Consider the following 21206-nt stretch of genomic DNA (forward strand, 5'->3'; position numbering starts at 1 on the left):
AGTCGCCGCCCTCCACGCACGAGCCATGGAACGCGGCCGGACCCGCGTGTTGAGCTTAGCTGGTCGACCTGCGACCATGGTCATCGTGAACCCCAGCAGGGAAACCATTCGCAACATCACGGTGTCCGTCCTGATTGTTGCAGTGACCCTGGCGGTGGTCTGGGTGGCTATTTCATTTGGAAAGCTTTCATTCATCGGCATCGTCGGGCTCATCGGACTGTTGATCGGCGCCTACATCGGCGTCCGGCACCCGCTGTGGCTATTTTATGGGCTTGCCGCCATCATGGCTGGCCTGCAATTCGGACGAATTCCGGGGATTAGTCTCCCCATCTATCTGCCGCTGGCATTCGGAGCCGTGGTCGCGTCGTACTTTCATCCGCGACTCGCACGGTCCATGCACCCGTTGGAATTCGCCTGGATTGCGTTGATCGTGACCAGCGGCTTGACCATGGCGATAAATGCACACGGGTTCGTCGACTATTCGCTTTACATTCGCTGGCTGATTGCCTCGATGGTATTGCTCGCCCTCGTTCAGCTGCCCCGCGAGAACTTGAAGCGCTTCGGCCAGGTCTTCACGGTCGTCGCCGCGGGCAACGGTCTCTTCGGCATGTACATGGTGGCGTTCGACCAGAACAACACCGCGCTGCGCATCTTCCAGCCGTTCGGCTATCTGCCGGAGGCCATCACCCCCATCTACGCCCAGGGCGCCGACGGGGTGACGGGGACCATCCGACTTGGCGGCACGTGGGTCAACGCCAACACGGCGGGCCTCAACCTCGCGCTGGCATTGGGTCTCGCCATTCTTCTGTTCGCAGGCTGGCGACGCACCGTGCTGATCCTGGTCCTCACGGCAGCACTGCTCCTGACGCTGAGCCGCGCCTCCATCTTCAGCGTCGCCGCAGGCGTCATCTTGGTGCTGGTGTTCGGCGCAATGCGGACGCGTGATCGTGCGGCGACCATCGGCCTTGGTCTGCTGGTTGCTGCGGGCGCGCTGCTCACACCCGCCGTCCGCGAACGCCTGACGTCGGCCTTCGCCGGCCGCGACGTCGGCTCGCTCGCGCGTGCGGACGCCTTGAGGGTGTTTCCCAGCCAAATGGCGCACCACTGGCAATTCGGCTGGGGCTGGGGTCGCCCGGAATTCATTGACCCGGAGTATTCATACCTCTTCAACCTGGCGTCCAACGCCCCGCTGACTACGCTTTACCGGGGCGGATTCCTGCCTTTCCTCGCCTTTTTAGCGGTCATGGTCATCAGCATTGCGATGTCCTATCGCGCGCTTCGCTCCAATTCGCTTCCGCTGGCCATGTACGGCGGAATTCTGATCGGCGTCACCGTCGTGCAATTCAACTTGGACCACAATGTCGCCGACGTTCCTCAGAACGTGCTCTTGTGGTCGATGCTCCTGGCGTTCGCCCTATACGTCGACGACGCCCGAAAGGACGCGGCGGCTACCGAAAATCCCTTGGGGAAGTCGCCCGCTACGCCGGAATTACTTCCCCGTTGACGGTGAGCTAGCGCCAGTTACGACGGCACGTCGCTCCCCGCGGTCATTCAGGCTCGGCACCAAGAAAGCCCGAGGCTCGTTCACGCTTGTTTGCTGACGGCTACGTCCAGACCGTCGGTGACCGGGCTCAGGGTCAGTACGCGCCGGAACCGGTCGCGATGGTACGAACGGTCTTGACGGCGATCAACACGTCGTTGGTGATGGACCAGTTCTCGACGTAGGACAGGTCGAGGCGTACCGAGTCCTCCCACGACAGGTCGGAGCGGCCGCTGACCTGCCACAGGCCCGTGATGCCCGGCAGAACGAGCAACCGGCGCCGGACCTGGTCGTTGTAGGTGTCGACTTCGCGGCGCAGCGGCGGACGGGGGCCGACGACGCTCATGTCGCGTCGGAGAACGTTGAAGAACTGGGGCAGCTCGTCGATGCTGTACTTCCGCAGGAGGCGTCCGATGTGGGTGATCCGTGGATCTTCCTTCATCTTGAACAGCACCCCGCCGACGCTGTCGTTGACGTCCATCAGGTTGACCACTTGCCGATCCGCGCCGTCGACCATGGTGCGGAACTTGATCATCTGGAACGGTTCGCCGTCCAAGCCGATGCGCTCGGACTTGTAGAAGACGGGTCCCTTGCTGGTCAGCTTGATCGCGATGGACGCCGCGATCATCACCGGGAGTGCCATGACGAGCGCGAAGATCGCCATGAAGTAGTCGAATGCAAGCTTCTGGATCTTCTTGGTGCCGCTGTATTGCGGCTTCTCGACGTGGATGAGGGGCAGGCCGGCGACGGGTCGCATCGTCAACCGTGGACCTGCGACGTCGACGACGCCGGGGGTGACCACCAGGTCGACGCCCAGCTTGTGCAGGTCCCACGACAGCTCGCGAACGCCTTCAGGGCCGAGGTGGTCGGTGGTGGTCAGTGCGACGGTGTCGGTATTGGTCTTGAGGATCGCGTCGTGGACGCTGCTCTCGTCGCCGTAGACGGGCAGCGCGCCGACACCGGGGATGTCGATGGTGCCACCGGAGCTCCGGCCGGTGAGACACACTCCGACGACGGAGTATCCGTATCCCCAGCCCCTGTTGAGGGATTGGACGAGGCTGCGAACGGCCCTGGCGTCACCGACGGCCAAAACCGTGACGACGCACCGGCCGCGCTTACGCTGACGGGACAAGAACAGCCGGCACACATTGCGGCCGACTACGAGTCCGGCGAGGCCGAGCGGAAATGCCACCGCGAGGTATCCCCTGGCGAATTCCGGCCGAAAGATCATGAGCGCGACGGCTACGACGCCAATCGTTGCCAGTGTGGCCGAAACCACACGTCGATACTCCTCGACACCGGCTCCGACGATCCGGGGAGACCGGGTGCGGTAGGCGGCCAGGAGACTGAGCCAGATGCAGGCGATGAGAACCGACAGGATCGAGAAGTAGATCGACGCTGGATCGGTGGCCGTGATGGGCCGTCCGAGCCTGACTGTTTGGGCTCCTACCAGCGCAAGAGCGACGACGACGATGTCGGAGACGACCAGAACCTTGACGTACCGTCGCTGCCACCGGGGGCCGCCACTTCGGCGGGAGGCCGTCACCGGCGCGTCAGTGAGAGACAGGGTTTCTTCAGTCAGAGACAACGTCCTCCACCCCTTCTGTTTGCTAGCAGTTAAACGCGTTAACGACTTCCCCACCCGCGTTTACTATGTCACTGTTAGCCAGCCAGCGCCAGGCATACAGCATATGTCCAGTTCACCGACATCCGCCTTGGATCGACGCTTTGGCCAGGCCGGCCCACTGATAAGCGAAGATGAACTCCCAGCCGAGAACTGAGTAGCGATATCGACGCGGTACGTCGACCATCACCGCTGCATCCGGCCGGTTTGAGAAACATTGCTGAAATACCAGTCGCGCGCGCGGCAGGTGGTAGCGCCAGCTTATGACGATGATCTTGCGCCACGACCGTTCGTCGGCCAGGCGCCGCATTTCCTCGGCCTCACCGCGGGTGGTGCTCGGATCGGGCGTGAAGCAGATGACCTCCACGTCTTCGGGGCTGCGGCACACCCGCTTCATCACGGGGTCCCCGTCCCAGTAGGGGTCTGACAGCACGACGATCGGTGCCCACCCCTCCCGCGCCAATTGCAACCCGTAGTCCTCCCGACCGTCGTGTTCGCCACCAAGCACGATGATCGCGTCGGCGTGCTCGAGCTGGTCGACCTTGGCGTTGGCGAACACGAAGTAGCCGCTGAGGCCCATGTCGACCAGGATGATCGCCATCACGAGCACGATGGCTTCGACCGCTGCCAGGAGCCGTCTACTCGCGCTCATACTCCGCCAGATCGTCGGGACACAGCGCGCGATAACGGGCCCACATGGCTCGTCCCATCGCGCGCTGCCCGTCGGCGTTGTAGTGCCGGTCTTCGGTTCCGTTGACACAGCCCCGCTCGCCAGTGGCGAATGCGGTCCGATGCCTGCGCCGCGGGGTGTCGGCGTGGATGGCGTCGATCACCGAATAGTCCTTGCGGCTCAGTTCCATCTCCTCGGGCACCATTTGGCCCAGGATGAATGGAAGGTCGGTTCCGTAGCGCCTGCGTAGATCGTCGATCACCGAGTCGAGCTTGTCGCGGTAGGTCGGGCCGGACGTCAACGGCACGTCACTTTCCCCTTGGTGCCACAGCACCGCGGCCACTGTACTTCCCGGGTGGTGGCCAAGCACCGCGTCGACCGCGCGTACGCCGGCGACGTAGAGGTTGACCCTGGTGCGGGTGTCGACCGGATCCCACGTGTACCCGTTCTTCGGTGCGAACGACGTGTCGCCGCGGGCGCCGGGGACCAGGAGGACGTGGCGTCCCGTCTCCTCGGCGAGCAGCTTCGCGAAGGTCATCCCGAACCCGACGCCCTTACCGGGGATTTCGTGCATCAGCGGTTCCTCGGCGAGGATGATCCGCCCCTTCGCCGGCCCGCTCATGGCGTATTGGTGCACCCGTGGGTGCGAGCGGTCCAATCCGTCGCGGTCGAGGCCCCGTCCCATCCCGAAGGCATTGGACTGCCCGAGAATCGGCACCACTAGATAGGGCTTCGGCGGGGGGTCGACGGGCGTCCCCGCCGACGCCAGCTTGCGCTTGACGGCCGACTTGGCCTCGAAGGCCAGCCGACGCCAGTGGGCGACGTCTCCGTCCGGGTTCCTAGCGGCATTCATTGACGGCCGGCTTCCCTTCGAATCGGTCGGCGATCCAGGCGAGTTGGTTGGTGACGTCGACGTCACCGTGCCCCTTGGCCGGCTGCAAATCCCACTCCACGTTGCCACCGAGAGCGCACGCCTTGGCGATGGCGTCGGTGGTCCACGCCGGGTCGATCAGGGTGTCCGCGCCGCCGTAGACGACCGACAACGGAGCAGACAGGGGTCGTTGCGGAATTGCCCAGGCGGACAACAGCTTCCGCAATTGGTCGGCTGACGCCTGCGACGCCGGGCGGACGTCGGCGGCGGTCACCTGTTTGAGCGCGTCGGCCCTGGAGTGGGCGGTGTCGCCGGCACACGACAGGAGCACGTCCCAATGGGTCGCCGCTGCGCCACGCCGGAAGTCGTCCCGGTTCACCTCGGGATGACGGCGGGCCAGCGATTCCACGATGGCGAGGAACGCCGGTCGCTGATCGTCGGTCAAGGTGCCCGCCCACGCCTTGTCGACCACCTGGGTCACCTCTGCAGCAGGCGAATCAGCCACGGCGCCAACGAGATCGAGCTCCGGCGCGTACGCCGAGGCCTGTTCGTCGGCGGCCCACGCCGCTCCCCCGCCCTGTGATCCCCCCAGCGCCAGCCAACGCGTCGAAGTGTTGGCGAAGGTATGGCGCAGCGCACGGACCGCGTCGATCATGTTGAGCCCCGCGGTCTTGGCATCGGTGTAGGGATGAATTCCACTCTCCCCGAGGCCCTCGTAGTCGGCGAGCGCGACCGCATGTCCGGTCTTGACGAAGCCGACGACCAGGTCGGCGAGTCCGAGCAGCGAGTCGGAGACCGACGGAGCACAGCCCTCGTCGATGCCGGTGGTGCCGTGGCCGAAGGACAGAATCGGCCAGCCTCCCTTCGGCGGCTCGCCGAGTGGGGTGAAGACGGATCCGGAGACCGTCGCCTGCGCGCCGGTGTCGCCGTTGGTCGAGCGGTACACCACGCGCGCCGCCTGCAGCTGACGTCCGGTGATCGTCCGCTGGAGAGCGGGCATGGTCATCGCACTGACCAGGGAGCCCGGGCCCGCCCCGCCGAGGTCGGCGGTTTGGATGGGAACCGGTTGCGCGGTCGGCAAGTCGCCGCGGATCGCGTCGACGACCTTGCCAGCGACGCGGAATCCAATCGGGAGGGTGAGCGCGACGAGCACCAGGGCGACAAGCGTCACCACGGTGACCGCGGCCGCCCGCGCTCCCCGCCTCATGCCCATCGACACCGGAGGTTTCTGGCCACGCTCATCCGCCGTCACCTGTTCGAGCCGGCGTCCCCTCTTGGCCTGGCGGAGGCGGGGGCGTGACGAAGGACGGGCAGCTGTTGGGCGCAGGGACGGTGGCGAACCGGTCGGCTATCCAACCAAGAACCGGGCTGACGTCGACGTCGGAGTGCCCACGGTCGGGTTGCATGTCGATGCGGACGACGTCATCCATCTCACACGCGGTTTCCAGCGCCGCATCGGTCCAGGCGGGTGGGACGAGGACGTCCTGTCCGCCGTAGACGACGTATGCCGGAGCCGCCAGGGGGCTCCGCGGGAGATCCGACGTCAGAAGGCGGGCCCGCAGCGCGGCAGCGGCCGCGGCGGTCGACGGCGTCAAGTCGTCGGGGGTGATCTGTTCGGCGGCCGCCGACCGCTCGTCGGCCTTCCCGAAGTCGCACTGCAACAGGACGTCCCACTTGTCCGCGACGACTCCGCGTCGATAGTCGTCGAGGTTCAGGCCTGGATCTTCGTTCTTCTGCGAGGCCAGCAGCGCCTGGTAGACCGGCTCCTGTTCCTTCGACAGCTCCCGATTCACGGCGTCGTCGACGAAGCCCGAAACATTCAGCGGCGGAGACACACTGACGGTGCCAACCAGCTCCAGCCCGGCCCCGTAGGACGGGCTCAGCTCGTTGGCCGCCCACGCAGCCTGGCCACCCTGCGACACGCCGAATGCGGCCCACCGGTTGGAGGTGTCGGCGACCACCTTGCGCGCGGCACGCACCGAGTCGACGAGGTTGTAGCCGGCCGTGGTGGCGTCGAGATACGGATGGTAGGTCGAATCGTCGCCCAGCCCTTGATAATCCGCCATGGTGACGACGTAGCCGGCGTTGACGAGCTCGAGAATGGCGGACGACAGGTTGGCCAAGGTCGGCGACGAGGACGGAGCACACCCCGCGACGACGCCGGTGGTGGGGTGGCCGTAGGCGATGATCGGCCACCCGCCCTCGGGCGGCTTGCCCTTCGGTGCGAAGACGGTGCCCGTCACCTTCGTGGGTTGCCCGGTGACCCCCGACGTCGAGGCATAGGTCACCTTGGCCGCCACCGACGTGACGCCGCTGAGCCTTCGGTCGAGGGTGGGCATGCTGTGGGCGGCGGCGACAGTGCCCGGCCCCGAACCGCTGAGATCGGCGGGCAGTGAGATTCCGGCGTCCGGCGGCGGTGCAACCGGCTCGGTCGTTCGTCCACCGCACGCGGACGTCGTCACGGTCACCACGACGATCGCGGAGATGACGGCGCGGCGCAGGCTCATCCGTGCCTCCTCCATCCACCCCCGTCGAGTGTCGTTGCTAGCGGATTGCGCGCAACGCCCCCTGGTCGAGCTCCCGCCCGTCGATCGTAGGCGATCGAGACCGCGGACGACGTCCGCCCCTGGCTAATGCCGACCATCGCACCGTGGATCGCCCGCGAGGGCCGAGCCTCGACAAGGCCCGACATTGGCGTCAAATTGTGACGCCGCCCACCTCGAGCCGTCCGACATCCAGCAAACGCCATGACCCGCGGAAGCCGAGGTCACGACGCTGGTCCGCCCTCCCGTCGTAACCACCCACGATTCCGGTCACCGCGATCATGACCACAGTCGCTGTCATCGAGGTCACGGTCGCGTAGCGGAGTGATCGGGGCCGCCCTTGATCAGCGCGTTCACCGCCGCCCGTACCGTCCCGTCCCGCCAATGCCGTTCGTTGGCCTGGTAGATCGCCTGCCCCGCAGACACGGCCGCCGGACGGTCGGTCAGCATGCGTCGGCACGCCTGGACGAAGGCGTCGTCATCGCCGGCGACGTCGAGGGCGAAGATGCTCCCCAGCGACCCCACTGCAGCCTCGGTCCCGACGACCGGAAGTCCGATGCGGGCGGCGTCGAGGATCTTGACGCGCACGCCGCCACCGGTCGTGATCGGTGCCACCATCGCCCGACACGTGCCGAGGAACGCGTGCAGGTCGTCGACGAAGCCGAGATCTCGAACCCCCGCCGGGTAGGCCGGTTCCGGCGCGTTCGGCTTCTTCGCGCCGATGACGCACAACTCCGCGTCCGGCACGCCCGCCGAGATACGTGGCCACAGGGCGAGGGCCCGCAGAAACGCCTCCTGATTCGGCGGCCAGTCCCTGGTGCCCATCAGCACCAGACGCGCAGGCGTCGTCGAGACGTCGACCTGATCGGCGGGGGGCAACGTGAGCTCGAACCACCTGGCGCCACGAACGCCGTTGCGGCGGTACTGCTCTGCCTCGTCTGCATCGAAGGTGCCGACGGCGTCGGCGGCCATGGCCACCCGCAACTCGTCACGGACCAGCCGCTTGGACTCCACTCGTCCGAGGAGTCCACGGCTGGCGCCCCAGACCAGAGCCTCGCTGACGTGGGTGTTGACCACCAGCCTGCGTTTGCCGACGAGCGAACTCCGCAGGAACGACTCGGCCATGTAACTGTGTTCGGCGACGAAGACGTCGGCGTCCGCTCGTTCGATCGCCGCGACCAGCTCGTCGCCGTCGAATCGGACGTGGACCAGACTGCGGCGCGACCTGGCCGCGGCCGCGAGCAAGCCCAGCGGCCGTACGGCGGGTTTGCGCACCCTCGTCACCTCGACCCCGCCGGGAACGAAATCGGCTGTGACGGAGCCACTCTCCGCAGCCAAGCAGATGACCGAGACGTCGTGACTCTCCGCGGCCAGCTCGACGAAGAGTCGCGACAGCGCGACGTCACCGCCGTGTTCGACCACCGGGTCCTTGGACATCAGGAAGACGACGGAGGTCACGGGCGCCGCCGTCCGTAGAGTGCGGTCGCGAACACCGCCAGCAGCATGGCGTCCGCCGCCGTCGTCGCGATCGCCGCGGCCACCGCTCCGAGGCCGAGCTTGACCAGGATGGTCAGCAGCGCGAGCTTGACCGGCAGGAGAGCGATCGACGCAGCGAGCCGAAAGCGGTCCCGCCGTTGGGCGTAGAGGATGACCTGGAAGACGCAGATCACGGTTCGCAGGAAACAGAATCCGGCCATGATCACCATGGCCTCGGCCATCGGCGCCGGCGCGGGCGTGAACAGCATCACCACTCCGGTGACGAGGACGATCGTGCCGACGGCGGCCGAAATGGTGAGCGTCAGACGCAACTTGGGACCGGTCTTCAGGTCACCACCGCTCTTGCGCAGGGGTTCGTGATACGTCATCGCGAACGACTGCCCGATACCGGCCAACGCGGTGGCCAGCATCAGCGTGACGTTGTAGTAACCGACCACGGTGCTGTTGGTGAGGAAGCCCAGGAGCAGCACGTCGCCCTGCAGGTAAGCGGCTGTGCCCAAACCCATCTCGGCAGTGAGGTAGACCATCTGCCGCGGCGAGCCTGGCAGTCCGGGTCGGTGGCCCCGCACGCCAGCACCGGCCAGGACCAGGATCACGGCGTAGGGCGCGCAATAGAGCAGGCTGGTCAGCTTCAGCGTGGGGTCGTCCACTGCGAAGAGGTAGGCACACACCAGCACGACGCTGCTGGTTTGCCTGATGGCGTCGTAACGCCACACCAAGTCGGGATGTCCTTCGCGTACGGCGCGGCTCTTGAGGCTGTTGAATGCCATCTCACCGCCGGCCATGGCGAAGCCGAACCACAGCAGGTACAGCTTGTCGAACGGCAGGAGGGCAAGCCCGACGACGACGAGCGCGACGCCCACCAGATAGCGACTCGAGCGCTCCCGGTTGAAGTCGTCATCGGACTCCCGGATCGCCCGAACTGCCCACGGATTGTCAAGGGGCGGGCCGAGAATCGTGGCGAATGAGAACGCCAGCGCATACAGACCGTAGTCGGCGATGCCGAGGCGGGCGATGATCGCGAAGGTCAGCAGCAGGCCGAGGCCTCGGCTGCCGTACATGAAGAAGACGCCGACGAGCGTCTTGAAGAGATTGCGCGACGCGCCTTCGGGGGCTGATTCGGGCGCCGATTCGGGGAGCGTCAGGTCACGAGCCCTTCGTCTCGAGCGTCGTCATCAGCAGAACAGGGGCCGGTAGCCACCCGTGTACTTGAGCGCCTCTGGATCGCGCTTGCCGATCACCTTGGCTGGCACTCCACCGACGATCTCGCACACCCCGATGTCCTTGGTGACCACCGCTTGGGCGGCGACGACTCCGCCGCGACCGATCAGCGACGGCAGCACCATGGCTCGGCTGGCGATCCACGCGTAGTCGGACACCACGGTGGGGATGGGCACCGGGAGGAAGTCCGGGTGGTTGACGTCGTGTCCGCCGCCAATGATCTGAACGTCGCTGGCGATCGTCACGTCGTTGCCGATGTAGAGACCGGCGCGGGCGTCGAGCAGGCAGCGCGAACCGATCGACGTGTTGTCACCCACGGTCAGGAATTCGATGTCGAGGATCGTGGTGCCGAGCATGATGCAGGAGTTTCCGCCGATGGTGGCGCCGAAAAGCCGGAGGAATCCCTGCCGGATGAAGTGGAACGGAATGTGGGTGACGATCAGGTTGTAGAGCACCTGCCCGATGCGGTTGCGGAGCTTGCGTTGCAAGCCCATGTTCTGCATCCGGTAGTTGGCCACCCTGCCGTCGGGTTGCAGGTCGTAGGACGGCGGTGGCGGCAACTTCAATCCGGGTGCGGCGGCGACCTTTCTGGCTACGTCTTCCGGGTCCGCCTTTGCGGGTTCGGTGTTCACCGGCGTGGCTCCTGCCATGTTCTAGGCGTACGACGCCGCAGCGTCGTCTCGGCAACTCGGGGTGTCAGGGTACAGCGGTGACAGCGGAGACAGCAGCTCACCGGGGCAGCGCGACGAGGCCGTTGACCGCGTCGTGAAGCTTCTCCGAGAACGACGCCTCGCTGAACTGCTTGACGTGGTCCCGGATCTTGTCCGAGTCGAACTTGGTCATCTCGAATCGGTCGACGGCCTCGGCGATGTCGCCGGGGGTCGGCTCGTCGAAGTACATGCCGCTGATGCCCTCGTGGATGGTGTCGAGGAATCCGCCGTACCGCAGCGCGATCGCCGGGCGGCCCCAGATTCCCGCTTCGAGCGGTGTCAGGCCGTAGTCCTCGTAGCTCGCCGCGAGGATGGCGCGGCAGTTTCCGTACAGCCACGCCAACTCGCCGTCGGAGATGTCGGAGACCATGGTGACGTTCGGCGTCTTCATGGCGCGAAGGCGCTCGGCCTGCGGTCCGCGGCCGACGACGACGAGCCGGCGGTCGGTGCCGGCGAACGCACGGACGATCGCGTCGACGTTCTTGTACGGCAGCAGCCGGGAGACGACGAGGTAGAAGGCGCCGTCGACTGAGTCGATGTTGGCCGCGTCGGCACCCAGCCAGTCCACGACCTCGGGGATCGGTTTGACGCTGTCGGCTTGCGCCATGGTGACCGGGGGGAAGACGACCTCGGCCTCGACGTCGTAGGCGATGCGGATGCGCTCGCGGATCACCGCGGAGTTCGCCAGGTAGCGGTCGCTGGACAGCGCGGCACGGCGATCCCACGTGGTGAGGTACTTGGCCATGGCACGAAGACCGAGCTTCGCGACGGTGTTGCCGTGCTCGCCCAGGTAACTGTCGCCCTGGTACAGCCAACGTGCCGGCGAATGGCAGTAGATGAGCTTGCGGCCCGTGGTCTGGAATCCGTGCGCCCATCCGCTGCTGCTGGCGAGCACGACGTCGGCGTCGATCTGAACGGAGTTGGCGACGAACGGGAAGAGGGGAAGCGCGGCGCGGTGGTGCTTGCGGATCGCCTTCACCCGGTTGACGGACGCCACCCGAACGTCGAGATCCCTGAATTCGGGGAACGTCGCGTCGGGGTCGTAGAGCATGGTGTAGATCGGAGCGTCCGGAAACGCCCTGCTCATCGCCAGTACGGTCTTCTCAGCCCCCCCGAGCTGAGTGAGGTAGTCGTGCGCTATCGCCACTCGAGGGCGCGTTGACGTACGCGCTAAGAGGTCTCGGGGCACCGTCAGTAATCCTCACGATGTTTGGCACTTGAACATGCGTGCTGGGCGGGACAGGGGGTTGCGCCAACCCGCCATACGGGAGGCGCCGCCGACAACTGTACACCGGCTACCCAAATCTCACCGGTTGCCAGAAAATGACTGGCAACTCGTGACCTGATCGTCAGCAAAATGTTCGAAATGTGTCCCCTGCTGTCACTTTAGGTGTCAGAACAGCGGCACCTTGAACTTCCCGCTGTACCGAAGAGCGTCCGGATTTCGTTTGCCGATGACCTTGGCGGGGACGCCGCCGGCGATCCCGAGCGGGGGTATGTCGTTGACGACCACCGCATGCGCGGCAACCACCGCACCACTGCCGATGAGGCAAGGCAGGATCATCGCCCGGCTCGCGATCCAGACGTGGTGGTCGATGACGATGGGGTCGGGTGGATTGGGTGCCGGAGGAAAGTCGGGATGGTTGATGTCGTGGCCGCCCGCGATCATGTGGGTGTCACTGGCGATGATGACGTCGTCACCGATGGCAATCCCCGCCCTGGCGTCCAGCAAGCATCGGAACCCGATCGAAACCCGGTCACCGATGACGATCAATCGGATGGACCAAACGTTGGTTCCCCTGTTGATCGCCGTGTCCTTGCCGATCGATGCTCCGAACGCGCGGAGATAGGCCTGCCGGACGAAGTGCAGGGGAATGTAGGTGACGAAGTTGTTGAAGAACCAGGCCGAGTAGAGGTCGACGAACCTCGACCACACCGTTTCACCGGCGATGCGGAAGTTGACGATGCGCCCGTCGTCGTCGGTGATCCACTCCATCAGGCCGGGCGTCCGAACCTTGGGGTTCACCTCGCGCTTCTTGGCGATGGACTCCGGATCGGACCGCTGGGGTTCGACGAACACTGTGCTTGCTCCCGTCTTCGTTCGCTGCCCCGGTAACGTCCGGGAGCAGTCAGCCGGTCATTCTTAACTCTCGAGCAACTCCGACCACACGGTGGTGAACGCCTTGGCGATCTCCGGGGCCGACCGCGCCTTCCGCTGGATGAGCACCTGTTCACCCAGGATCGCCAGCTTGGCATCGTCGTCGACGAGGGCCGTCACCGCGTCCGCGAACGCCGAAGCAACCTCGTCCGGCGCGTGAGACAGCCCGCGCAACACCACGACGCCTTCGTCCTCCCCCAAATCGCCGAGCGCTCCATGGTCGGTACAGATCACCGGTGTCCCGTACGCGACGGCATGGGCCATCACCGCCGAGGAGGGGTACCCCATCCCGTACGGCGAGCGCTTGCCATACGGCATGACGATGGCGCGGACCGACTCGAAGAACGCGTCCTCGGCCTCACCTTCGATGCCTCCGACGACGTCGATCCCCTCGATTCGCGGCAGGTCCTCGGTCCCGCGGCCGGCGACACGGATGGCGATCTCCGGTGGTAGCAGCTTCCTGAGGGCGCCAATCTGCTCGAATCCCTTGCCGCGGTAGACCAAACCGAAGAGCCCAATCGCGAGTGGTCGCTGCTCCGGGGGGCGGATGTCGGGCCGGTCGGCGACCTGATGCGGGACCCGAACCACTCGAGCCTGCGGATAGGCCGGCCTGATGGACTTCGCGCCGCTTTCGGTGAGCACGAACAGCGTGGTCGCCCGAAGCCACTTTCGCTGCACGGCGTAGGACACCCTGCGGAACGGGAAGTGAACGGCATGGTTGACCAGCCAGTGCTGGGCCATGAACCGCGTCCGAGCCGGCCACCAGATCGGATGCGGCGGGTCGTGAATGGTGGCCGTCACCGGAACGTGATCGGGCAGTTTCGCCGTCGCCCAGAACGGGACGACGGCCCCCCCACTCAGTTCGGCATGCACCAGCACTCGCCCACCCGGCGCCTCAGCCACCAACTTGCGGATCGCGGCGCCATGCCTCCGCAGATCCGACACGCTGTCGTCGCCGGGGCCGCCGTGGCGGTACTCGACGACCTCGGCGAAGTGCGACCGAACGGCGTCGACGAACGCCTCCGCGAAGTCTCCGACGCCGCCGATGCCAACCCTCGGCGCGATGTAGATCAGCCGAGTCTGAGAAAGGTCCGTGCTCACGAAGGCTGCTCCCGTCCCAAGTCGGACTCGACCATGGCTGCCACTATTTGGTCGAATGACTTCGTCGTGCGCCAGCCCAGCACGGTGGCGGCCTTGGTCGCATCTCCGACCATGACGTCGATGTCCGCCGGCCGGATCAGATCGGCGTCCACGTCCACCTTCGCCTCCCAATCCGTGATGCCCACGGAGGCGAACGCGGCGGCTGCGAAGTCGGCGATGGAATGGTCGACACCGGTCGCGACGACGAAGTCGTCACCCGTTTCGTGCGTGGCCATGCGGAACATCGCGTCGACGTAGTCCGGCGCCCAGCCCCAGTCCCGCCGCACCGCGATGTTGCCCAAACGGACCGAGCTCTGCTCACCCCTGGAAATCGCCGCCACGGCGGCGGTTATCTTTCGTGTCACGAAAGACGTTGGCCGTCGGGGTGATTCGTGATTGAAGAGGATGGCGTTGGACGCTTGCAATCCCCTGTCGCGGTACACGTGGCACATCATGTGGCCCATCGCCTTGGACACCCCGTACGGGGACGTCGGCCGCACGGCCGTGTCCTCGGTCTGACGCGAGCCCGCCGAACCGGCAAAGATCTCCGCACTCGAGGCGTTCACCACGGCGATGCTGCGGCCCGTGGCGTCCTGCACCTTGAGGCAGGCGTCCAGCAGTGCAGTCGTGGAGACGGCGTTCACGTCGGCCGTGTACACCGGCCGCTCCCACGACAGCGCCACCGACGAGACTCCGGCGAGGTGGAAGACGTAGTCGGGCGAGACTTTGGTGACCAGGTCGAGCACGGCGTCACCGTCGGTGAGGTTGGCGGCGTGCGCCGTGACCTCGGGTATCGCAACCGACTGCGGCCCCTCGTTGGGCCCGACGACACCGTGAACGGCCACCCCGGCGTCGCTCAGCAGCCGCGACAGGTAGTAACCATCTTGGCCGGTGACACCGGTGACCAGTGCGACCTTCATGGGCTGGCGGTCCGACTGCAACGCATCACGGCGCGGCGTGGCCTGCGTCACGCGACTGCAGGGCGAGGTCGTTGTGCACCATCATCTCGACGAGGTCTTTGAACGACACCTTGGGTTCCCACCCAAAGGCGTTGCGCGCCTTCGTCGCGTCGCCAATCAACTGGTCGACCTCGGCCGGCCGCAACAGCGCTGTGTCGGTCTGCACGTACGGCTTCCAATCGTCGATCCCGACCGTCGCGAAGGCGACGTCGAGAAGCTCGGAGATCGAATGCGTCTCACCGGTGGCGATCACGTAGTCGTCGGCGACGTCCTGCTGGAGCATCAGGTACATGGCTTCGACGTAGTCGCCTGCGAAACCCCAGTCACGCTCGGCGTCGATATTGCCGAGGGTGAGAGTGTCCTGCAGGCCCAGCGATATCCTGGCCACCGCCCGGGACACCTTGCGAGTGACGAATTCGACGCCGCGGCGCGGTGATTCGTGGTTGAAGAGAATCCCGGAGCTGGCGTGCATGTCGTAGGACTCGCGGTAGTTGATCGTCAGGTAGTGCCCGTACACCTTGGCCACGCCGTACGGCGACCGCGGCCACAACAGCGTCGACTCGGTCTGCGGAACGTGCTGCACCTTGCCGAACATCTCTGAACTCGACGCCTGATAGAACCGGACGCGCTTGCCTGACACTTCCTGATACAGCCGCACCGATTCCAGCATGCTCAGCACGCCGCCTGCCGTGACGTCGGTAGTCAGGCGCGCGTTTTGCCACGAGTAGGCGACGAACGACACCGCACCAAGGTTGTAGACCTCGTCGGGCTGCGCGATGGTCATCGCCCGCATCAGGCTGGACATGTCCAGCAGGTCACCGGCGATGACGTGGACGCTCGGGAGGACTTCCTCCAGCATTGCCGCCTTGGGGTTGTTCTGTCCCCGCAGCAACCCGTAGACCTCGTACCCCTTGGACAGCAGCAACTCCGACAGGTAGATGCCGTCCTGTCCGGTGATGCCGGTGATCAGCGCCCTCTTCGGGGCGCCGGATTCACCCGAGACCGATGCCATTCGTGCTACCTCCGTCGTGACTTCGAACAACCGCGTCAGAAACGCCTGGTCGAGATTAGCTGCGATGAATGGTTGCATGCTCGACGGGATCTGTCCGTGGCGGGCGAGTGGCGGGGCGCACTCCGCGCCCGGTGCGGCGTGTTTAAGGGCTGCTTAAGAGTTGCGGCGCTTCTATCGCTACGATCGACCACCATGACGAGCGTTACGGATCCCTCTGCCCCGGCCGCTTCACCCGAGATCGACATTCACACCTCCGCAGGCAAGCTGGCCGATCTCCGCAAGCGCACCGAGGAGACGCTGCATCCGGTGGGAGAGGCAGCCGTCGACAAGGTCCACGCCAAGGGCAAGCTGACCGCTCGCGAACGCATCCACGCGCTGATGGACGAGGGCACCTTCGTCGAGCTCGACGCGCTCGCCAAGCACCGCAGCACCAACTTCGGGCTCGCGGAGAACCGGCCCGTCGGCGACGGCGTGGTGACGGGCTACGGCACCATCGACGGCCGCGACGTCTGCATCTTCAGCCAGGACGCCACCGTGTTCGGCGGCAGCCTCGGCGAGGTCTACGGCGAGAAGATCGTGAAGGTTCAGGAGTTGGCCCTCAAGACGGGTCGTCCCCTGATCGGCATCAACGACGGCGCCGGCGCCCGCATCCAAGAGGGCGTCGTCTCACTTGGCTTGTACAGCAAGATCTTTCGCAACAACATCCTGGCCTCGGGCGTCATCCCGCAGATCTCGCTGATCATGGGCGCCGCGGCCGGCGGACACGTCTACTCCCCCGCGCTGACCGACTTCGTGATCATGGTCGACCAGACCAGCCAGATGTTCATCACCGGCCCCGACGTCATCAAGACCGTCACCGGCGAGGAAGTGACCATGGAGGAGCTGGGCGGCGCCCACACCCACATGGCCAAGTCCGGCACGGCGCACTACGTCGCCTCCGGGGAGCAGGACGCCTTCGACTACGTCCGCGACCTGCTCAGCTACCTGCCCCCCAACAGTGCCTCCGAGCCGCCGCGCTACCCGGCGCCGCCGCATCCCGGCGCCATCGAGGACAACCTCACCGACGAGGACCTCGAACTCGACACGCTCATCCCCGACTCGCCCAACCAGCCGTACGACATGCACGAGGTCATCACGCGCATTCTCGACGACGACGAGTTCCTCGAGGTGCAGGCCGGCTACGCGGGCAACATCGTCGTGGGCTTCGGTCGGGTCGACGGTCGCACCGTGGGCATCGTGGCCAATCAGCCCACCGTGTTCGCCGGCTGCCTGGACATCAACGCCTCCGAGAAGGCCGCCCGCTTCGTTCGCACCTGCGACTGCTTCAACATTCCGATCATCATGTTGGTCGACGTCCCGGGCTTCCTGCCCGGCACCGACCAGGAGTTCAACGGCATCATCCGGCGCGGCGCGAAGCTGCTGTACGCCTACGGCGAGGCGACCGTCGCGAAGATCACGGTCATCACCCGCAAGGCCTACGGCGGCGCGTACTGCGTGATGGGTTCCAAGGACATGGGCTGCGACGTCAACGTCGCATGGCCGACCGCACAGATCGCCGTGATGGGCGCCTCGGGCGCCGTCGGGTTCGTCTACCGGTCTCAGCTCAAGGAAGCCGCCAAGGAAGGCAAGGACGTCGACTCCCTACGCCTGGAGCTGCAGCAGGATTACGAGGACACCCTCGTCAATCCCTACGTGGCCGCCGAGCGGGGCTACGTCGACGCGGTCATCCCACCGTCGCACACCCGCGGCTACATCTCGGCCGCGTTGCGTCTGCTGGAACGCAAGATCGTGCAGTTGCCGCCCAAGAAGCACGGCAACATCCCGCTCTGATCCGCGCTCCTTCCCCGACGAACGGACCACTCATGTCACAAGACGTCGACATCACCGAGGTCTCCGATCCCGACGACCTGACCATCGACGCCCCCGTCGTGACGTCGGTGCCCGAGATCAAGATTCTCAAGGGCAATCCCACCGACTCGGATCTGGCCGCACTGGTGACGGTGTTGGCAGGCAGCGGCGGCGGTTCCGCGGAGCCGGGCCCTCAGGAATTGAACCGGTGGGGCCTTCCGGTGGACCAGCTGCGCTACTCGCTGATCAGCTGGCAGCGGATCACGCAGGTGGAACGCGCCCACCTGCGTCGCTAGTGACACGCGTCGTTCTCGGGTCGGCATCGCCTGGCCGGCGCAAGGTGTTGCGCAGCGCGGGTGTCGACCCGCTCATCGTGGTGTCGGGGGTCGACGAGGACGCGGTGGTCGCCGCCCTTCCCGCCGATGCGGGTCCCGGTGAGGTGACGACCGCGCTGGCCACCGCCAAGGCCGAGGCCGTCGCGCACGCGGTGGACGCCGAGGTAGCCGCGGATTGCGTTGTCATCGGCTGTGATTCGATGCTGTTCCGCGACGGGCGACTGTGGGGCAAGCCGGCCACCGAGGATGCGGTGCTCGACGCGTGGCGGGCGATGGCGGGTCGGTCGGGTGAACTGTTCACCGGACACTGCGTGCTTCGCATGCGCGCCAACCGGATCGTGGACACGGCGGCAGCGCATGCCGTCACCACCGTCCGCTTCGGTCACCCGTCGGCCTCCGACGTCCTGGCATACGCGCGCAGCGGTGAACCCACGGCCGTCGCGGGCGGCTTCACCCTCGACGGCCTCGGCGGGTGGTTCGTCGACGGCGTCGACGGCGATCCGTCCGCGGTGATCGGCATCGGCCTCCCGCTCACGAGGAGCTTGTTCGAGCGCGTCGGCCTGTCTCTCGCCGACCTCTGGGCCGCCAATCCCGTCGCCGACTGAGCGACCGGCCGACGGCACTGGGAGGTCTGAACCGCCCCCGGCGAACAAGTAGGCTGCAGGGGTGTCGCTGCCTGCAGACCCGCATCCCTCCCTCGCCTCCTACGCCCATCCCGAACGGCTGGTGACCGCCGACTGGTTGGCCGGCAACATCGGCAGGCCTGGGCTCGCCATCGTCGAGTCCGACGAGGACGTCCTCCTCTACGACACCGGGCACATCCCCGGCGCGGTCAAGATCGACTGGCACACCGACCTCAACGACGACCGCGTCCGCGACTACATCGACGGCGCGCAGTTCGCCGCGCTGATGGACCGCAAGGGCATCAGCCGGGACGACACCGTCGTCATCTACGGCGACAAGAGCAACTGGTGGGCGGCATACGCCCTGTGGGTGTTCACGTTGTTCGGCCATCCGGACGTCCGGTTGCTCGACGGTGGCCGCGACCTCTGGGTGTCCAATGGTCGTGACACCAACCTCGACGTGCCGTCCAAGACGACGACCGGCTACCCCGTCGTCGAGCGCGACGACGCCCCGATCCGCGCCTTCAAGGACGACGTTCTGAACAACCTCGGACGCCAGCCCTTGATCGACGTCCGCTCCCCCATGGAGTACACCGGCGAGCGCACCCACATGCCCGACTACCCCGAAGAGGGCGCCCTGCGCGGCGGCCACGTTCCGACGGCCATGTCGATCCCGTGGGCCAAGGCCGCAAGGGACAACGGACAGTTCCGCAGCCGTGCCGAACTCGACGAGCTGTACGGCTTCCTGCAGCCCGAGGACGAGACGATCGTCTACTGCCGCATCGGTGAACGTTCGAGCCACACCTGGTTCGTGCTGACTCATCTGCTCGGCAAGGAGGGCGTCCGCAACTACGACGGCTCGTGGACCGAGTGGGGCAACGCGGTGCGCGTTCCCGTCGCGGTCGGCTCCGATCCGGGTGAGGCGCCGGGCCAGGCATGAGCGTGATGCCGGCCGCGCTGGCCGAGGTGGTGTCGGACTTCGCCGACATGCAGGGCCAGGACAAGCTTCAGCTCCTGCTGGAGTTCGCGAACGAACTGCCGCCGATCCCTGCCGACCTCGAAGAGGCCGCCATGGAACCGGTGCCGGAGTGCCAGTCGCCGCTGTTCCTGCACGTCGACGCCACCGACCGCGCACGCGTCCGCCTGTACTTCAGTGCGCCGCCGGAGGCACCGACGACGCGTGGATTCGCGGCGATCCTGTCGGCTGGCCTCGACGAGCTCTCGGCCGACGAGATCCTCGCCGTGCCGGACGACTTCTACGCCGACCTGGGGCTGGCGAAGCTGATCAGCCCGCTGCGACTCAGGGGAATGTCGGCGATGTTGACCCGCATCAAGCGCCGGCTCGGCACGTCGTAGATTGTCAATCCCCCACTGACTAAACGGCGACGATGTTTGCTGCGGTGGCTCCACGACGCGAGTCCCGCACCAAGACGGGACGACCGTCCTGCGGCGCCGATGCGCCACCACGGCACCGGCCGTGACCCCCTCGAAGGCGTGTCGGATTTCCGTCGGCAAAGACCTTGAGCGTGCGGGCGGCGTGACTAAACTTTGGCGGATGGCCGAGATGCGTGAGCAGCGCAGAAGCAGCGTGATAGCGGCCAATCTCGCACGCCACGACGGGCACACCCGTGCCGACCTCGAGCGGACGGGGCTGGTTCGTCTCTCCGGGGTCGTACCGCCGGAGTGGCTTGCAGCGGCCCGCGCCGACGTCGACGGTTTCCTCTCTCGGCACGGTTCCGGCGAACACAGCCTCGTCGACGCCGACCAGTGGGACTGCCCCACCATCGCGGAGTTGGCCGTCGACGAACGCGTCGAATCGTTCTTGCACTCCCTGACGCCACCGTCGGTCTCCGCCGCGCCCGGGTTCGCCGGCTACCGGCAGCGCGTCCTACGCATCCTCGACGGCTCGGCGGTGGATTCGCCGCCCTTCGACTGGCACTACGACGCGAACGCGGTGACGATGCTCGTGCCGGTCGTCGTTCCCGACGGCACGGGCGATCTGGCGTTGTTCCCCGACCATCGCCCGCATCGGCGCTCGGCAACGGTCGGCGCGGCCGAGCGCTTGCTGGTGCACAACGGCTTCTACGGCCGCCGGCTGCGGCGTCGCTTCGACGCCGACCCGTCGGCGTTCACGGTCCACCTCACTCCCGGTGACGTCTACGTCTTCAGGGGCTACCGCTCGCTGCACGCCACGCTGCCGTGGCCAACGGACACGCTGAGGGTGACCCTGCTCCTGCAGTACGGCCACCCCTACGGGGCGGAAAGCTCGGCGCTGCAGGCGGTACGAAACCGCCGGAACGCGATGCGCAAGCGGCGAACCGGCTATCGGCTTTGACACCTAGCTGGAAGAACGTACCTACTGACCAGTAAGGGACCGGCGCGCCGACGACCCTAGCGCGCCGCTTAAACTGCCTCCGATACATTCTTAAAGAGGTTTCTTAGAGAACATGCCATC

General features: G+C 66.3%; 21 protein-coding genes. 7 read left to right on the forward strand and 14 right to left on the reverse strand.

The window, feature by feature from the left end; all coding sequences use genetic code 11:
- The first annotated feature begins 76 nt into the window (after positions 1 to 76).
- Positions 77 to 1504 (forward strand): O-antigen ligase, encoded by a 1428-nt coding sequence (locus B1790_RS12915; protein ID WP_079923598.1) that lies wholly within the window; start codon positions 77 to 79, stop codon positions 1502 to 1504.
- Between the two features lie 133 nt (positions 1505 to 1637).
- Here the strand turns inward: B1790_RS12915 and B1790_RS12920 are convergent, their stop codons facing one another.
- From B1790_RS12920 to B1790_RS12980, 14 genes are all read right to left on the reverse strand, one after another.
- Entirely contained in the window at positions 1638 to 3086 is a 1449-nt protein-coding gene (locus B1790_RS12920; protein WP_233165084.1) for a sugar transferase, read from the reverse strand.
- A 154-nt stretch (positions 3087 to 3240) separates the two neighbouring features.
- Entirely contained in the window at positions 3241 to 3816 is a 576-nt protein-coding gene (locus tag B1790_RS12925; RefSeq protein WP_079923599.1) for a YdcF family protein, read from the reverse strand.
- Positions 3803 to 4687 carry a sialate O-acetylesterase gene (locus B1790_RS12930; RefSeq protein ID WP_079923600.1) on the reverse strand — a complete coding sequence of 295 codons (885 nt, stop codon included), beginning with the start codon at positions 4685 to 4687 and terminating at the stop codon, positions 3803 to 3805. Before B1790_RS12930 ends, B1790_RS12925 begins: the two co-directional genes overlap by 14 nt.
- Positions 4674 to 5912 carry a lipase family protein gene (locus B1790_RS12935; RefSeq protein WP_079923601.1) on the reverse strand — a complete coding sequence of 413 codons (1239 nt, stop codon included), beginning with the start codon at positions 5910 to 5912 and terminating at the stop codon, positions 4674 to 4676. The genes B1790_RS12930 and B1790_RS12935 overlap by 14 nt, the downstream gene beginning before the upstream one ends.
- Positions 5913 to 5943: 31 nt before the next feature.
- Positions 5944 to 7212, reverse strand: a complete 1269-nt coding sequence (locus B1790_RS12940; protein ID WP_142271281.1) for a lipase family protein — start codon at positions 7210 to 7212, stop codon at positions 5944 to 5946.
- A 190-nt stretch (positions 7213 to 7402) separates the two neighbouring features.
- Positions 7403 to 7549 carry a hypothetical protein gene (locus B1790_RS34680; protein ID WP_158083815.1) on the reverse strand — a complete coding sequence of 49 codons (147 nt, stop codon included), beginning with the start codon at positions 7547 to 7549 and terminating at the stop codon, positions 7403 to 7405.
- A gap of 5 nt (positions 7550 to 7554) precedes the next feature.
- Positions 7555 to 8706: a glycosyltransferase gene (locus B1790_RS12945; RefSeq protein WP_233165085.1), complete on the reverse strand. Its 1152-nt coding sequence runs from the start codon at positions 8704 to 8706 to the stop codon at positions 7555 to 7557.
- Positions 8703 to 9806 carry a lipopolysaccharide biosynthesis protein gene (locus tag B1790_RS12950; RefSeq protein WP_079923603.1) on the reverse strand — a complete coding sequence of 368 codons (1104 nt, stop codon included), beginning with the start codon at positions 9804 to 9806 and terminating at the stop codon, positions 8703 to 8705. Before B1790_RS12950 ends, B1790_RS12945 begins: the two co-directional genes overlap by 4 nt.
- Before the next feature lie 114 nt (positions 9807 to 9920).
- Complete coding sequence (locus tag B1790_RS12955; protein ID WP_079923604.1) at positions 9921 to 10616, reverse strand: acyltransferase; 696 nt, start codon at positions 10614 to 10616, stop codon at positions 9921 to 9923.
- 79 nt (positions 10617 to 10695) lie between these two features.
- On the reverse strand, positions 10696 to 11763 hold the full coding sequence (locus tag B1790_RS12960) for a glycosyltransferase (protein ID WP_079923742.1): 1068 nt from the start codon (positions 11761 to 11763) through the stop codon (positions 10696 to 10698).
- Between the two features lie 306 nt (positions 11764 to 12069).
- The gene (locus B1790_RS12965; protein ID WP_079923605.1) at positions 12070 to 12756 is read right to left on the reverse strand and encodes an acyltransferase; all 687 of its coding nucleotides are present in this window, start codon (positions 12754 to 12756) and stop codon (positions 12070 to 12072) included.
- 63 nt (positions 12757 to 12819) lie between these two features.
- The gene (locus B1790_RS12970; RefSeq protein ID WP_079923606.1) at positions 12820 to 13935 is read right to left on the reverse strand and encodes a glycosyltransferase; all 1116 of its coding nucleotides are present in this window, start codon (positions 13933 to 13935) and stop codon (positions 12820 to 12822) included.
- On the reverse strand, positions 13932 to 14894 hold the full coding sequence (locus B1790_RS12975) for a GDP-mannose 4,6-dehydratase (protein ID WP_079923743.1): 963 nt from the start codon (positions 14892 to 14894) through the stop codon (positions 13932 to 13934). The genes B1790_RS12970 and B1790_RS12975 overlap by 4 nt, the downstream gene beginning before the upstream one ends.
- A gap of 25 nt (positions 14895 to 14919) precedes the next feature.
- Positions 14920 to 15945: a GDP-mannose 4,6-dehydratase gene (locus tag B1790_RS12980; protein WP_079923744.1), complete on the reverse strand. Its 1026-nt coding sequence runs from the start codon at positions 15943 to 15945 to the stop codon at positions 14920 to 14922.
- Positions 15946 to 16137: 192 nt separating this feature from the next.
- Here B1790_RS12980 and B1790_RS12985 point away from each other — a divergent pair, with 192 nt between their 5' ends.
- The 6 genes from B1790_RS12985 to B1790_RS13010 all read left to right on the forward strand — a co-directional run bounded on the left by B1790_RS12985 (position 16138) and on the right by B1790_RS13010 (position 21086).
- Positions 16138 to 17775 carry an acyl-CoA carboxylase subunit beta gene (locus tag B1790_RS12985; protein ID WP_079923607.1) on the forward strand — a complete coding sequence of 546 codons (1638 nt, stop codon included), beginning with the start codon at positions 16138 to 16140 and terminating at the stop codon, positions 17773 to 17775.
- 32 nt (positions 17776 to 17807) lie between these two features.
- Positions 17808 to 18089 carry an acyl-CoA carboxylase subunit epsilon gene (locus B1790_RS12990; RefSeq protein WP_079923608.1) on the forward strand — a complete coding sequence of 94 codons (282 nt, stop codon included), beginning with the start codon at positions 17808 to 17810 and terminating at the stop codon, positions 18087 to 18089.
- The gene (locus B1790_RS12995) at positions 18089 to 18733 is read left to right on the forward strand and encodes a nucleoside triphosphate pyrophosphatase (RefSeq protein WP_079923609.1); all 645 of its coding nucleotides are present in this window, start codon (positions 18089 to 18091) and stop codon (positions 18731 to 18733) included. Before B1790_RS12990 ends, B1790_RS12995 begins: the two co-directional genes overlap by 1 nt.
- Before the next feature lie 61 nt (positions 18734 to 18794).
- Positions 18795 to 19691 (forward strand): sulfurtransferase, encoded by an 897-nt coding sequence (locus B1790_RS13000; protein ID WP_079923610.1) that lies wholly within the window; start codon positions 18795 to 18797, stop codon positions 19689 to 19691.
- The gene (locus B1790_RS13005; RefSeq protein WP_079923611.1) at positions 19688 to 20107 is read left to right on the forward strand and encodes a SufE family protein; all 420 of its coding nucleotides are present in this window, start codon (positions 19688 to 19690) and stop codon (positions 20105 to 20107) included. Before B1790_RS13000 ends, B1790_RS13005 begins: the two co-directional genes overlap by 4 nt.
- 199 nt (positions 20108 to 20306) lie before the next feature.
- The gene (locus B1790_RS13010) at positions 20307 to 21086 is read left to right on the forward strand and encodes a hypothetical protein (RefSeq protein WP_079923612.1); all 780 of its coding nucleotides are present in this window, start codon (positions 20307 to 20309) and stop codon (positions 21084 to 21086) included.
- Positions 21087 to 21206: the final 120 nt, after the last annotated feature.

It is taken from the genome of Mycobacterium sp. AT1 (genome assembly GCF_002043095.1).
In the GTDB taxonomy this organism is placed as follows: Bacteria; Actinomycetota; Actinomycetes; order Mycobacteriales; family Mycobacteriaceae; genus Mycobacterium.

Excerpts from the sequence above, each read along its gene's own strand:
- B1790_RS12925 (WP_079923599.1), bottom strand. The coding sequence starts at position 3,816 with ATGAGCGCGAGTAGACGGCTCCTGGCAGCGGTCGAAGCCATCGTGCTC.
- B1790_RS12960 (WP_079923742.1), bottom strand. The coding sequence starts at position 11,763 with ATGAGCAGGGCGTTTCCGGACGCTCCGATCTACACCATGCTCTACGAC.
- B1790_RS12930 (WP_079923600.1), bottom strand. The coding sequence starts at position 4,687 with ATGAATGCCGCTAGGAACCCGGACGGAGACGTCGCCCACTGGCGTCGG.
- B1790_RS12950 (WP_079923603.1), bottom strand. The coding sequence starts at position 9,806 with ATGTACGGCAGCCGAGGCCTCGGCCTGCTGCTGACCTTCGCGATCATC.
- B1790_RS12980 (WP_079923744.1), bottom strand. The coding sequence starts at position 15,945 with ATGGCATCGGTCTCGGGTGAATCCGGCGCCCCGAAGAGGGCGCTGATC.
- B1790_RS12975 (WP_079923743.1), bottom strand. The coding sequence starts at position 14,894 with ATGAAGGTCGCACTGGTCACCGGTGTCACCGGCCAAGATGGTTACTAC.
- B1790_RS12985 (WP_079923607.1), top strand. The coding sequence starts at position 16,138 with ATGACGAGCGTTACGGATCCCTCTGCCCCGGCCGCTTCACCCGAGATC.
- B1790_RS12935 (WP_079923601.1), bottom strand. The coding sequence starts at position 5,912 with ATGAGGCGGGGAGCGCGGGCGGCCGCGGTCACCGTGGTGACGCTTGTC.
- B1790_RS12990 (WP_079923608.1), top strand. The coding sequence starts at position 17,808 with ATGTCACAAGACGTCGACATCACCGAGGTCTCCGATCCCGACGACCTG.
- B1790_RS13005 (WP_079923611.1), top strand. The coding sequence starts at position 19,688 with ATGAGCGTGATGCCGGCCGCGCTGGCCGAGGTGGTGTCGGACTTCGCC.
- B1790_RS34680 (WP_158083815.1), bottom strand. The coding sequence starts at position 7,549 with ATGACAGCGACTGTGGTCATGATCGCGGTGACCGGAATCGTGGGTGGT.
- B1790_RS12955 (WP_079923604.1), bottom strand. The coding sequence starts at position 10,616 with ATGGCAGGAGCCACGCCGGTGAACACCGAACCCGCAAAGGCGGACCCG.
- B1790_RS12940 (WP_142271281.1), bottom strand. The coding sequence starts at position 7,212 with ATGAGCCTGCGCCGCGCCGTCATCTCCGCGATCGTCGTGGTGACCGTG.
- B1790_RS13010 (WP_079923612.1), top strand. The coding sequence starts at position 20,307 with ATGGCCGAGATGCGTGAGCAGCGCAGAAGCAGCGTGATAGCGGCCAAT.
- B1790_RS12915 (WP_079923598.1), top strand. The coding sequence starts at position 77 with ATGGTCATCGTGAACCCCAGCAGGGAAACCATTCGCAACATCACGGTG.